This is a genomic window from Burkholderia sp. RF2-non_BP3 (assembly GCF_001522185.1).
Lineage (GTDB): Bacteria > Pseudomonadota > Gammaproteobacteria > Burkholderiales > Burkholderiaceae > Burkholderia > Burkholderia diffusa.
Genome location: NZ_LOSU01000007.1, coordinates 46,963 through 60,176, shown reverse-complemented (window position 1 = coordinate 60,176; position 13,214 = coordinate 46,963). Strand labels below are relative to the sequence as shown.

Below are 13,214 nucleotides of genomic sequence, written 5' to 3'. Positions count from 1 at the left end.
GGCAAGATCATGCGGCGCCTGTTGCGCTCGCTCGCCAAGGGCGAGGCGATCACGCAGGACACGTCCACGCTCGAGAATCCGGCGATCCTCGAGCAGCTCGGCCAGTCACTCTGAACGACGGGGCCGGCATCGGCCGGCCCTACCCAACCTCTTCGACGCACGCGCGTTCGGGCGCCCATTCCCCGCCATGAACGCGTCGCATGCGGCCGACACCCGGCCACGCACGTGCGTTCCGCCGCGCCCCATCCTGCGTATGCGGCCCGCGCGACGGACACCGCTTCGGATGTCCGGCGCATTCCCCGTTCGATGCATCGACGTACAACAACACTGGAGACACCCAATGAAAAGCAGAATCGTGATCGGTTGCGCCGCGCTGGCTGGCGCGATGATCGGCAGCAACGCCTTCGCGCAGAGCAGCGTCACGCTGTACGGCAACCTCGACGCGGCGTTGCTGTACACGAGCAAGACGCTCGACGCCGCCACCGGCGCGAACGCCGGCCATCAGTTCGCGATGACCGACACCGGCATGACGCCGACGACGTTCGGGATGACCGGCACCGAGGATCTCGGCGGCGGCCTCAAGGCGAAATTCCAGCTCGAAAGCGGCTTTGCCGTCACCAATGGCGCGTTCGCCCATTCGAACGGCAACTTCTTCGGCCGCCAGGCGTGGGTCGGGCTCGATGGCGGCTTCGGCACAGTCAAGGCCGGCGTGCAGTACTCGCCGTTCCTGCTCGCGATCTTCGATTCGGATCCGCGCAGCTTCTCGCACTTCGGTAGCGGGCTGATCAACTACGTCGACAACGTGCTGGTGACGGGCCTGTTCAACCCGAACGCCGTGTCGTACACCAGCCCGACGATCGCCGGCCTCACCGGCAGCGCGATGTTCGCATTCGGCGGCAAGGCAGGCGACTTCCAGGCCGGCCGCCAGTATTCGGCGAGCCTCAAGTATGAACATGAGGGCTTCATGGTCGACGCCGCGTTCTACGACGGCAACGACGGCACCAACCCGACGCCGACGCCGAGCACCGTCGCGTTCGTCGGGCGCACGATCGGCGCCGCGTACCGCTTCGGCCCGGTCACCGCGAAGGCATCGTTCACGAGCTACAAGGTCGGCGGATCGTTCAGCAACAACGTGTATGGCGGTGGCCTCGATTACCAGGCCACGCCCGCCGTCGACCTGAACGGCGGCATCTGGTTCACCAGCGATCGCAACGACACCGCCAATCACTCGCTGCTCGCGGCCGTCGGCACGACCTACAGCCTGTCGAAGGCAACCGCGCTGTACGCGCAGGTCGCGATGGTCAACAACCACGGTGCGATGAACACCGGGCTCGGGATCAACAACGCGCTTTACGCGGTCACCGGCACGACCGTCGGCGCGAACGTCGGGATCCGCCACATGTTCTGATGCGCAAGCGGCGGTTCAAGTGTCGAATCGCCGCCGCCGTGCATTCGCAGTTCATCGGCATCGTGTCGGTGCTCGCGCTGCGCGAAACCGCACGGCGGCCGCTGCCCGGCTCCGCGCCGTGTGTCGCGAGGCGCGCGGAAGCGCAGGACCTGATTCGCCGCGGCGTTGACGAGGGGCGCGTGCGCGACGGCAAGTTCACGCCGGTCGGCGAACGCGCGTAATCCAGTGATGCAGTGATGCAGTAACGCAAGTCGTTGCGACGCCGCGCGGCGCTCAACCCGCCGCGAGCTGCTGTTCGTCGAACCAGTCGAGCAGCGTCCTCGTGACGAACGCGGGATTCTCCAGGTTCGAGATGTGGCCGGCGTCCGGCACCAGCGCATGGCGGCAACCGATCACGCTCGCCATCTTCACCGTCTCCGACGGCGGGCGCGCCATGTCGCCCGCGCCGCACATCAGCAGCGTGCGCTCGGCATCCAGTTCGGCGAGTGCGGCCAGCGTATCGGGCCGCCCGAAGATCAGTCGACCGAGCGGGACGATCGACTGCCGCAGCCGATCGGCCGGCAGGTTCGCGAGCGCGGCGCGAAACGCGGTCGGCACCGGGTCGGCAAGGTTCACGTCCGGCCGGAAGAACAGCGGCACGATCGCATCGAGCAGCGGCGGCGCGATGCAGCCGGCAGCGGCGATCGCATCGAGCATCCCGAAGTAACGCAGCCGCGTCGCGTCGGGTTCGGCCTCCAGCGATGCATCCATCAGCACGAGCGAGCGCACGCGCTGCGGTTCGCGCAACGCGAGCCGCGCGCCCCACATCCCGCCGACGCTCAGGCCCACGACCGCGCACTGATCGATCTCCAGCGCATCGAGCAATGCGCTCGCGTGTGCGGCGAGGTCGTCGAGCGTCTGGGTGCCGTCGGGCAGCGGGCCAGACGCGCCATGCCCCCACAGGTCCGGCACGATCACGCGATAGCGGCTCGATAGCGCGTCGATCTGCGGCGCCCACATCGCCGAATCCCACAGGTAGCTGTGTCCGAGCAGCACCGGAAATCCGGTGCCGTGATCCTGGTAATGCAGGGTGCTGCCATGAACGATGTGTGCGGGCATGTCGTCTCCGGATGTCGATGCGATCGGCGGCGGCCCGGAAACGGGCGCCGCGATCCGCGGCGTTCTGCGACGAACGCGAAGCGCCGAATCATCGCACAGGTTGCCGCATTGCGTATGACTGCCGTCGCGCACTTCCGCCGTGCGACCGGGACGACGCCGAACACCGGAATGCCGCGGCTGTCGCCGTTCGAGACATACGCTTACGCCGCCGCATGCGCGAGCGATTCGGCCAGCGCAAATGCGGCGGCCGCGCAGGCGCGCCATGCATGTCTTCTTGCTCTTGTGACTTCGCCGTGCGTGAAGCAACCATTAACGTGACCGCGGCGCCGGACAACCTCGGTCATCCGGCGCCGCGACGGGCGAGACGCGCGATCAGAACACCGCGTGCCCGCTGATGAGGCTCGGCAGCCAGGTGGAGAAGAACGGCATGTACGTGACGATATTGATCGCACTGAAGATCGCGAGGTAATACGGCCACGCCATCTTCGTCGTCTCGCCGATCGACACGTTGCCGATCGCGCAGCCGACGAACTGCACCGAGCCGATCGGCGGATGAACGAGGCCGAGCGAGCAGTTCAGCAGCAGCATGATGCCGAACTGCACCGGCCCGACGCCGCACGCCATCGCGATCGGCAGAAACAGCGGCGTCGTGATCAGGATGTGCGCGGCCATGTCGACGAACGTGCCGAGGAACACCTGGATGATGTTGATGTACAGCAGCATCAGCCAGGGCGCCGCGGTCGACTGCTTCAGCAGCCCTTCGATCGCATCCGGAATCTCCAGGTACGACATCTGGAAGCGCAGCATGTTCGACACGGCGATCAGCAGCAGCACGACGCCCGTCGTGCGCGCCGCATGCGACAGCGCGCGGCGCAGTTTCTCGACGGTCAGCGTGCGGTACACGATCGCGGTCAGCACGAGCGAATACACGACGGCGATCGCGGCCGCTTCGGTCGCGGTGGCGATCCCCTTCGCGACGCACACGAGGATGATCGCAATCACCATCAGGCCCGGCACCGCGCCGACGAAGCTGCGCAGCACCGCATACCAGCCCGGGAACGCCGGCAGCGCGGACGATCCGTCTTCACGGCGCGGATAGCCGTGACGCACGGCCTGCCAGTAGGCGGCGGCGAGCACGAAGCCCATCACCCACAGCACCGGCAGGAGGCCGGAGAACAGCAGGTCGCCGATCGACACGCCGCTCACCTGCTGGCCGTGCAACATCCCCGTGATCCCCTGCGCGGCGAACGCGTAGATGATCATGTTGGTCGACGTCGGCATCAACGCGCCGGCGAGCGATGCGTGGGTCGTCACGTTGACCGCGTAGGCCGCGCTGTAGCCTTCGCGCTTCATCAGCGGGATCACCACGCCGCCCATCGCGGACGTATCGGCGGTCGGCGAGCCCGACACGCCGCCGAACAGCGTGCACGCGACGACGTTGGCCATTCCGAGGCCGCCGCGGAAGTGGCCGACGGTTGCCTGCGCGAAACGCAGGATCCGGTCCGCGATGCCGCCGTGCAGCATCAGCTCGCCGGAGAAGATGAAGAACGGCACCGCGAGGAACGAGAATGCGTTCATCCCCGAAATCATCGACTGCATCGCGGTCGCGATCGGCAGCCCTTCGACCATATAGGTCAGCACGCAGGCAATTCCGAGCGCGAACGAAACGGGCACGCCGAGCACGAGGAAAATCAGAAAACTGACGGACAGGATCGCGAGTTCCATGACGTTATTGGCCCGACGAAGAACGACGAAGCGCGAGCAGGTGCTCGAGCGAGAAGAGGATGATGGCGATCGCCGCGGGAATCGTGATCAGATAGCGAACGCCCTCGGGCAGCCCGATGATCGGGATGCGGTCGCCCATCGTCTCGGCGGCCATGCTGCCGCAGCCGACCATGATCGCGATCGCGAACGCGATCAGGCTCAGGTGCTGGATCGCGATCACCACGGTGCGCGCGCCCGGCGACAGGCGCCGCACGAGCGAGTCGAGGCCGATGTGGCCGCCGTCGCGCACCTTCATCGCGGCGCCGAACATCGCGATCACGATCACCAGCAGCAGCGCGATCGGCTCGACGAAATCGGGCGCGTTCTCGAATACGTAACGCATCACGACCGCGTAGAACACCAGCACCGTGAGCGCCGCGAGACACAGCGACGCGGCCACGGCCAGTGCGCGGAACAGCAGGTCGTTCACGCAACGCAGGCGCGGCGCGGCCGCGCGCGGCCGGCACGGTGCAGCACCGTCCGTGGCGGCCGCATCCGGCGCGCCCACGGCCGCCGCGCCGTTCAGGGAAGTGCGACGGGTCACTTGATTGCCTCGATCTCGTCGACGATCTGCTTCATCTGCGGCGTCTTTTCGTACTTCGCCCACAGCGGCTGCATCGCCTTCACGAACGCCGCGCGATCGACCTGCGCGGCCGGCAGGATCTTCGCGCCGCCCTTCGTCACCGTCTGCTGCGCCGATGCCTCGCGCGCGGTCCAAAGCTTCTGGTAGTACGGCACGGAATCGGCCGCGGCCTTCCTGATCGCGGCCTGTTCCTGCGGCGACAGCGTGTCCCAGATCTTCTTCGAGAACACCAGCACTTCCGGCGTCATCGCGTGCTGCGTCTCCGAGTAGTCGGGCGCTACTTCGAAGTGCTTGGTTTCCTCGTACGACGGCAGGTTGTTTTCCGCCGCGTCGACGAGGCCCGTCTTCAGGCCCGTGTAGACCTCGGCGAACGGCATCGGCGTCGGCGTGCCACCCATCGCCCGGATCTCGTCGACCATCAGGTCCGATGGTTGCACGCGCACCTTCAGCCCCTTCATGTCGGCGGGCGTGCGCACCGGGCGCTTCGCGTAGATCGAGCGCGCGCCGCTCTCGTAGAACGTCAGCGCGATCATCCCCTTCGCCGCGAACGCGTCGAGAATCTTCTGGCCGGCCGGGCCGTACATCGCCTTGCGGAAATGGTCGACGTCGCGGAACAGGAACGGGAACGACGGAATCAGCGATTCCGGCACGATCTCGTTGAACGACGCGCCGTTCACGCGCGCCATGTCGATCGCGCCGATCCGCACCTGGTCGACCGTGTCCTTCTCGGAGCCGAGCGCGCTGTTGCCGAACACCTTGATCGAGTCCTTGCCGCCCGTCAGCTTCGACAGCTCGTCGCCCATGTACTTGACCGCCATGTTGGTCGGGAAGCTGTCGCCGTGTACGTCCGCCGAGCGGAATACGCGGGCGTGCGCGGACATCGCGAAGCCGGCCATCAGCGCGACGGCCAGTGCGTTACGGGAGCGGGTGAATCGGTGCTTCATCGTCAGTCTCCTTGCTGGTTGCTCGTTATTTGACGGCGATCCGGGCGGCATCCGCATGCATCGACGTACGGCCCTTCGAGGAATCGCAGTCATACGTTGTATGATGTGTCGGAGCGAATGTACGGCGGTTAATCGTTTTACTCACTTGGTGCATACCCTATAACGGGCACTGGCGCGGGCTTGCGGCGGGATATAGGAAGAAGTCGCCCCTCTTCGGGTGACTTTTAGCGAAACGTTTTCCGGAAATGGGTCCGCATCTGGATCGGCACGACGTTGCATCGCTTTCCCGAGACCGAACGCCGGTATTCGTTTCTATTTCGCAAGTTGTAGGATGACCGACCACGCAACAATCGCTGCCACGTGATATCAGGCCTCGACGATCAACCGGATGCGAACCTCACTCTTCGCAACGTGGCTCGATGTGGGCGCCGTCGTAGTAATGACGATGCGATGACGACTTCCGGCATACGGACCGGCGCCCACACGCATGCAGTCGCCGCGGGCACGCGCGATGCGTCCTCGCGGCGACATCGAAAATGCGAAAGGAGGTATGCGATGCAGACGACCAGAATGTCGGCAGGGCCGAATCAGGACACACCGCTGAATCCGGGCGACGAAGGGCCGCCCGATGCGCCGGGCGTGGGCGAGGACCTGTGCGGCGTGTGCCGCGGCACGGGCATGGTCGAAGGACAACCGTGCACGGTGTGCGGCGGAACGGGCAAGGTGCTGCAGGGTATCGGCGGCGGATAGACGAACGTCACGCGCATGCGATCGCGCCTCGATGCCGGAATCTGCTGCAAAGCGGTGTGCGCCGCGTCCTGGCCGGACGCGCGCTCAACGTCCGAGGCGTCGATCGCGCAGAAACGCATTCAGCTCGCCGCCCGCATGCTCGATATGCCGCTTGAGGAGCGATGCCGCCGCGCGCGCATCGCCCTTGCGGCACAACGCGACCAGTTCGGCGTGTTCGGATTCGGCCACGTCGCGCGCGGCCTCGGACAGCGACAACTGCACGCGCGTGTAGCGGTCGGTCTGCTGCAGCAGCGACGCGACGATCGCCGCCGTCTTCGGCTGGTCGGCGCGCGACAGCAGCAGATGATGCAGTTCGGTGTTCAGTTCGCCCCAGCGCCCGGACTGGCTCGCATGCAGCACCTCGCTGTATTCCTCGAGGATCGCATCCAGCCGCGCGAAATCCTCGGCGGTCAGCTTCGGAATCGACTTCTTCAGCAGCACGGGTTCCAGCAGCGCGCGCAGTTCGAACAGTTCGGTGATGTCTTCCGGGGACAGTTCCGAAACGATCGCCCCCTTGTGGGGCAGGATCTTGACGAGCCCCTCGCTCTCAAGCTGCACGAGCGCCTCGCGCAGCGGGATCCGGCTGATGCCGAGCTCGGTCGCCAGCGCATCCTGGCGAAGCTGATAGCCGTCGACATACTCCCCTGTCAGGATACGGCGGCGCAATTCGTTCGCTGCGGCTTCGGCGCGCGTGGCGTAGACAAGAGCAGGGCGTTTCTCGTTCATGTTCGGATTGGGGGAAGGCGGTCAGGCAGGGTGCCGGCGCGGCGGCGGATATTGCATATTTTCTACAATATTAGCAGAGCGCCCGTGTCGTCGAACCGCCCCCGCATGGGGCTTCACGCTGTCGCGCCCTTCGTTCGGCCGCCTGCGGATGTCGTATGCCGCCCCACTGCACCCGGCACGACTCGAGACCACAATGGCAAGCGACGATCAGAGATCTCCGCGCACTTCACCGGTTCCCAGCGCGCTCCGCTGCCGATTGACTTCCGCCCACAGCTCATCGCTGTCGTCATCGCGCAGCAGGACCATGCAGTCCAGTTGATCGTCGGTCACGCCGAAGTATTCCAGGATTTCCCGGCGAACCGCATCGACGAACTCCGCGTATTCCGGGGTCGCCTGGGCCTGCGCGTGCAGCGCATCGTATGCTGCATCGTCCGCCCCGCCGCCGTGCTCATCGATATAGCGCGAGATCCACTGGTCTCGCTCGCGGTCGTAATCGGCCTCGGCGCGCATCGCTTGCACCGCTGTGTAGAAATCCAATTGGGCAAACGCGGCGATCGCCGCCGTTGTCGCCTCGTCGAACGTAGTCGTCATTCCATCTCTCATGTTGGTCACGGCACATGATCGCATGAGTCGCACCCGGACAGGTGCCGCGAATTCGGACGATGCAACGCGCCGCCTGACGCCGATGTTTGGCCCGTACGCCTTCGCGCCTGTTCAACGGCCGTATTGCCGTCTCGGGCCTCTCAACTCAGCGTCGTCGACGGGAATGACTGTTTAGTGGTGCGCATTCAACCCACTTAGCCATCGACTCATGAAGCAGTCGATCAAAGAACCTCCCTCGAAGACGGCACCGATCGCGGTCGAGTTCCGCGTTCGCAAAACCGGTCGCCCGCCAGGACTCACGGGCGCAGTCCGAACATGCCGTGCCACAGAGCGCGGAAAAAATCCGTATGCGCGTGTTCGTCACGCCTTCGCGCATCGCTCTCTGACGCTTGCGCCGATGCCGCCTGCGTCGCCCTCTCGTCGCGTTGCGGCATCTGCTCATCATGCTGTCCGTCCCGCGATGCGCCCGGCTGGCGCGACGCATGCAGTTCGATCACACTGTCGGCAATGCGCTCGGCGAGTTGAACATCGCAATCGCGGCCGAGCAGAACACCGAACACGACGTCGCGGTTGTGCCCTTGCTCGGCGAAGCGCATCGCCCATGCCACGAATCGCGCATATTCCGCTTCGCGCTCCGCCTTCAAGCGCTCCTCTTCTTCGCGAAGCCGTGCGTGACGGAGCATTTCCTCTGCGTAAACGGTGTCGTAAACGCGGCGCAGCTCCGGATTCGAGAGAATCGCGTATGCCTCCTTGATCTCCTGAAATCGCGCATGCGCGTCCGCTTCGCACCCGACGTTGCGGTCGGGATGCGCTTTCATCGCCGCCTTTCGGTAGCCGCGCTTGATTTCCTCGTCGGTGGCGTTCTCGCACACACCGAGCAATTCATACATTGTCGTCATCGTGCGTCGGGATGAAAGTCGGATCGCGTTGATCGTAGCATGTCGCCGCAACGCCAATTTGTCGGGTTGGGAATTCACCAGATGCTGAACATCCTGAGTGCCGGTCGGGAGCACTTTGGCGGATGACGAGATCCGAATCATTCACATCGGAACGTCCGTTTGCCAACTGGAGCGGTCGATCGAGTATCCGAACGAGCATGCAGGCTGACGGCACTTCCTGGCCGGCAAACGTCACCGTCATATAGAATGATGCGCTTTGCCCGCACGCCTATGTGGTTCAAGAATCTTCAGCTTCATCGTCTTCCGGCACCGTGGGCCGTTACCCCCGATCAGATGGAAGCATGGTTGGCGCCTCACGCGTTTCAGCCGGGCACCAGCGTCGAGATGCAGCGCGTCGGATGGGCGTCGCCGCGTGACGACGGCGCGCTCGTGTATTCGATCAACCGGCAGATGCTGCTGACGTTTCGTGCCGAAAAGAAGCTGCTTCCGGCCTCGGTCGTCAATCAGGTGACCAAGGCCCGCGCGCTTGAAGTCGAGGAGCAGCAGGGCTTCAAGGTCGGACGAAAACAGCTGCGCGAACTCAAGGAGCAGGTCACCGACGAACTGCTGCCGCGCGCGTTCACCATTCGCCGCGATACCCGCGTGTGGATCGATACGGTGAACGGCTGGCTCGTCATCGATGCGGCTGCACAGGCGCTTGCCGACGACGTCCGCGGCCTGCTCGTCAAATCGATCGATCAATTGCCGCTCGCCAGCGTTCAGGTGGCGCTTTCGCCGGTCGCCGCGATGACGGATTGGCTGCTGTCCGGCGACGCGCCGGGCGGATTCACCGTGGACCAGGATGCCGAGTTGCGCTCGAGCGGCGAAGGCGGCGCCACGGTGCGATACGTCGGCCACGCGCTGGAAGCGAACGACATGCGCCGGCACATCGAGGCCGGCAAACAATGCATGCGCCTCGCGATGACCTGGGATGACCGGATCTCCTTCGTGCTGACACCGTCGCTGACGATCAAGCGTGTCACGCCGCTCGACGTGATCAAGGAAGCGACGGATCCCACCGCGCAAAACGACGACGAACGCTTCGACTCGGACGTCACGCTGATGACGGGCGAATTGGGGCGGATGTTGACCGATCTTGTCGATATCCTGGGCGGCGATCGAGACGACGCGATTCATCAGGCGGCAGCAGCCTGAATCCCGTCGGCTGTCGATAATCATCGCCCCGCGGCGGCGCGGTTTTGCCCTGACGCGACATGTCGAGCAGGACCGTCGCCGCGCCGGCGCAGGTCGCGGCTGCACGCTCGCGATCCATAGGAAACCAGAGCAATTCCTGAAAGCGGCCGCGATCGTCAAGGGCTCCAGGCAATTCGTAGAAGGCCACCGACCGCCTTCCCCGCCCTCCCCCGGGAATCCGCGATGAACCGAAAAAAGCCACCCTCGCGGGTGGCTTCGGTGCGTTCAAGCAGACTTCGGCCGCATACGTCACGCGTGGGTCCGTCGGCTTGCCTCGGCGTCGACGTCACGCAGCGACTTGCCGCGCGTTTCCTTCGCGAGGCCCACGCATACGATCGAGATCGCCGCCGCCGCGACCAGATACAACGCGATCGGCGTCGACGAATGATAGCGCTCGAGCAACGACAGCCCGATCAACGGCGCGAGCGAGCCCGCCATCAGCGGCGCGACCTGATAGCACAGCGACAGCGCGGTATAGCGCACGTTGGTCGGGAACATCTCGGTCATCAGCGCCGAATACGGCGAGTAGGTCATCGATTCGATGAACAGGCCGAGCACGATCGCGGCCATGATGATCCAGTCGTTGCCGGTGTCCATCATCGGGAACGCGACGAAGCCCCAGCCCGCGGTCAGCACCGCGCCGGTCAGGTACACGGGCTTGCGGCCGACGAGGTCCGACATCAGCCCCATCAGCGGAATGAAGAAGAAATGGATCGCGTTGGCGGCGAACATCAGCTTCAGGATCCGCGTGGTATCGAAGCCGACGACCAGCTTCAGATACGTCAGCGAAAACGTGACGACCATGTAGTACAGGATGTTTTCGGCGAAACGCGCGCCGATACCGATCAGCACCTGCCGCCAGTGGTACTTCAGCACGTGCCCCACGCCGAGCTGCCTTTCCTGCTTCTGCGCGCGGCGCGCCTGCGCTTCCTTGAAGATCGGCGCATCGTCGACCTTGCGGCGAATCCAGAAACCGATCAGCACGACCACCGCCGAGAACCAGAACGCCGCGCGCCAGCCCCACGCCAGGAAGTCGGCCTCGGACAGCGAGCTCGACAGCACCAGCAGGATGATCGTCGCGACCAGGTTGCCGGCCGGCACGCCGGCTTGCGGCCAGCTGGCCCAGTAGCCGCGGCGGTTGTCCGGGCTGTGCTCGCTGACCAGCAGGATCGCACCGCCCCACTCGCCGCCGAACGCGAAGCCCTGAATCAGGCGCAGCGACACCAGCAGCACCGGCGCCCAGTAGCCGATCGCATCGAAGGTCGGCAGGCAGCCCATCAGGAACGTCGTGATGCCGACCACGATCAGGCTGACCTGCAGCAGATATTTGCGGCCGAACTTGTCGCCGTAATAGCCGAACACCAGCCCGCCGATCGGGCGCGCGGCGAATCCCACCGCGTACAGCGCGAACGCCGCGAGCAGGCCGTCGATCGGGTTGCCCGTCTTCTTGAAGAAATGCGTGCCGAACACCAGCGCCGAAGCCGTTCCATACAGGAAGAACTCGTACCACTCCGCCACCGACCCGACCATCGACGCCGCGACGACCCGCTTCAATTCCCGTTTCGATGCCGTGTCCTGCACGGCCGCCACACCACCAGGCGAGACTGCCTCGCCGACCTGACTTGTCATCTCCGTATCTCCTCTCGTTGTCTTCCATTTCCCTTGATGGGCCGGTTCGCGGGTAAGCGCGCCGAAAGATTTTATACAATATCCAATACACAATCCAAGCAATCTCAAAAATGCGTTCGGCGGAAATGCGACACGTCGGCGTGCCACCGTCGATCGCTTCGAAAGTCATCGGAGGGAGCGGATTTCGGTCAGATAAAAGCGCGACGAGAACAGGCTTACGCGACGCTGGTCCGACTTTGTGGACCATCGTGCGGCGCCAGGACCCGCATCGCGCCGACTTCGCCGGAATCGCCCGCCATCCTCGCCGGAGGCCGGCGCGCCGGGGTTCACCGCCCGCCCCGCTGCCCCGGAACGATGGCCTTCGTCATGCCCTTTTTATTTTATATTGTATAAAATATGCGAACTGGCTAGAATGCACTCGTCGATGGCTGACTCTCGGGCGAAACCGGAGGCAACGTTTCGGCACCGAGGCAAACAAGAGGTGGCCAGCCGCCGTCCGGATCACGTGAAGCATCGACGAGACGGCGAGCGCGCGTACCGCCCACGTTGCCAGCAATGGCAGTTGACCCTATCTGAATGTGAGGAAACGAGATGAGCGACAACATTTTTACCGGCACCATTCCGGCCCTGATGACGCCGTGCACCGCTGACCGTCAGCCGGATTTCGACGCGCTGGTGAAGAAGGGCAAGGAACTGGTGGCACTCGGCATGCGCGCGGTGGTGTACTGCGGCTCGATGGGCGACTGGCCGCTGCTGACCGAAGCGCAGCGCCAGGAAGGCGTCGCGCGCCTGGTCGAAGCCGGCGTCCCGACGATCGTCGGCACCGGCGCGGTGAACTCGAAGGAAGCCGTGTCGCACGCCGCGCATGCCGCGAAGGTCGGCGCGCACGGTCTGATGGTGATCCCGCGCGTGCTGTCGCGCGGCGCATCGCCGGCCGCGCAGAAGGCACACTTCGCCGCGATCCTGAACGCCGCGCCGAACCTGCCGGCCGTGATCTACAACAGCCCGTATTACGGCTTCGCGACCCGTGCCGACCTGTTCTTCGAACTGCGTCGCCAGCACCCGAACCTGATCGGCTTCAAGGAATTCGGCGGTGCCGCCGACATGCGTTACGCAGCCGAGAACATCACGTCGCAGGACGACAGCGTGACGCTGATGGCCGGCGTCGACACGCAAGTCTTCCACGGCTTCGTGAACTGCGGCGCCGCGGGCGCGATCACCGGCATCGGCAACGCGCTGCCGCGCGAAGTGCTGCAACTCGTCGACCTGTGCAAGAAGGCCGCGCAAGGCGATGCGGTGGCACGCGTACGTGCGAAGGAACTGGAAGCGGCGCTGGCCGTGCTGTCGTCGTTCGACGAAGGCTGCGACCTGGTCCTGTTCTACAAGCACCTGATGGTGCTGAACGGCGACAAGGAATACACGCTGCACTTCAACGAAACCGACGCACTGAGCGACGCGCAACGCAACTACGCGGAAGCGCAGTACACGCTGTTCCGCAACTGGTACGCGAACTGGTCGAAGAGCATCGCGTAAGCGCG

At 64.9% G+C, this 13,214-nt stretch carries 12 protein-coding genes and 1 pseudogene; 5 read left to right on the top strand and 8 right to left on the bottom strand.

Features of this window, described 5'->3' with window-relative positions; genetic code table 11:
• The first annotated feature begins 340 nt into the window (after positions 1–340).
• Both WS45_RS01910 and WS45_RS01905 read left to right on the top strand, forming a co-directional pair.
• The gene (locus WS45_RS01910; protein WP_059697914.1) at positions 341–1,408 is read left to right on the top strand and encodes a porin; all 1,068 of its coding nucleotides are present in this window, start codon (positions 341–343) and stop codon (positions 1,406–1,408) included.
• 44 nt (positions 1,409–1,452) lie between these two features.
• A pseudogene (locus WS45_RS01905) lies at positions 1,453–1,629 on the top strand (MFS transporter); the annotation flags it as partial.
• Between the two features lie 52 nt (positions 1,630–1,681).
• Here the strand turns inward: WS45_RS01905 and WS45_RS01900 are convergent.
• The 4 genes from WS45_RS01900 to WS45_RS01885 all read right to left on the bottom strand — a co-directional run bounded on the left by WS45_RS01900 (position 1,682) and on the right by WS45_RS01885 (position 5,797).
• Entirely contained in the window at positions 1,682–2,506 is an 825-nt protein-coding gene (locus WS45_RS01900; RefSeq protein WP_059697910.1) for an alpha/beta fold hydrolase, read from the bottom strand.
• 372 nt (positions 2,507–2,878) lie between these two features.
• Complete coding sequence (locus WS45_RS01895) at positions 2,879–4,231, bottom strand: TRAP transporter large permease (RefSeq protein WP_059449222.1); 1,353 nt, start codon at positions 4,229–4,231, stop codon at positions 2,879–2,881.
• A 4-nt stretch (positions 4,232–4,235) separates the two neighbouring features.
• The gene (locus tag WS45_RS01890) at positions 4,236–4,814 is read right to left on the bottom strand and encodes a TRAP transporter small permease (RefSeq protein ID WP_059697908.1); all 579 of its coding nucleotides are present in this window, start codon (positions 4,812–4,814) and stop codon (positions 4,236–4,238) included.
• Entirely contained in the window at positions 4,811–5,797 is a 987-nt protein-coding gene (locus tag WS45_RS01885) for a TRAP transporter substrate-binding protein (protein WP_059697906.1), read from the bottom strand. The genes WS45_RS01890 and WS45_RS01885 overlap by 4 nt, the downstream gene beginning before the upstream one ends.
• A 555-nt stretch (positions 5,798–6,352) precedes the next feature.
• Here WS45_RS01885 and WS45_RS01880 point away from each other — a divergent pair.
• Entirely contained in the window at positions 6,353–6,547 is a 195-nt protein-coding gene (locus WS45_RS01880; protein ID WP_059693630.1) for a hypothetical protein, read from the top strand.
• Positions 6,548–6,631: 84 nt separating this feature from the next.
• Here WS45_RS01880 and WS45_RS01875 read toward each other — a convergent pair whose 3' ends face one another.
• From WS45_RS01875 to WS45_RS01865, 3 genes are all read right to left on the bottom strand, one after another.
• Positions 6,632–7,312, bottom strand: a complete 681-nt coding sequence (locus WS45_RS01875; RefSeq protein ID WP_059525948.1) for a GntR family transcriptional regulator — start codon at positions 7,310–7,312, stop codon at positions 6,632–6,634.
• Between the two features lie 207 nt (positions 7,313–7,519).
• A complete protein-coding gene (locus WS45_RS01870) occupies positions 7,520–7,903 on the bottom strand; it encodes a hypothetical protein (RefSeq protein WP_059693633.1) in 384 nt (127 codons plus the stop codon).
• A gap of 308 nt (positions 7,904–8,211) precedes the next feature.
• Positions 8,212–8,814: a J domain-containing protein gene (locus tag WS45_RS01865; protein WP_059697904.1), complete on the bottom strand. Its 603-nt coding sequence runs from the start codon at positions 8,812–8,814 to the stop codon at positions 8,212–8,214.
• A 270-nt stretch (positions 8,815–9,084) separates the two neighbouring features.
• On the opposite strand from WS45_RS01865, the gene WS45_RS01860 reads away from it, so the two are divergent.
• Positions 9,085–10,008 carry a recombination-associated protein RdgC gene (locus WS45_RS01860; protein ID WP_059693637.1) on the top strand — a complete coding sequence of 308 codons (924 nt, stop codon included), beginning with the start codon at positions 9,085–9,087 and terminating at the stop codon, positions 10,006–10,008.
• A gap of 288 nt (positions 10,009–10,296) precedes the next feature.
• On the opposite strand, the gene abaF is transcribed toward WS45_RS01860, so the two are convergent.
• Positions 10,297–11,676 carry a fosfomycin efflux MFS transporter AbaF gene (abaF, locus tag WS45_RS01855; RefSeq protein WP_059697902.1) on the bottom strand — a complete coding sequence of 460 codons (1,380 nt, stop codon included), beginning with the start codon at positions 11,674–11,676 and terminating at the stop codon, positions 10,297–10,299.
• A 591-nt stretch (positions 11,677–12,267) separates the two neighbouring features.
• Here abaF and WS45_RS01850 point away from each other — a divergent pair.
• Complete coding sequence (locus WS45_RS01850; protein WP_059525958.1) at positions 12,268–13,209, top strand: dihydrodipicolinate synthase family protein; 942 nt, start codon at positions 12,268–12,270, stop codon at positions 13,207–13,209.
• The last annotated feature ends 5 nt before the right edge of the window (positions 13,210–13,214 follow it).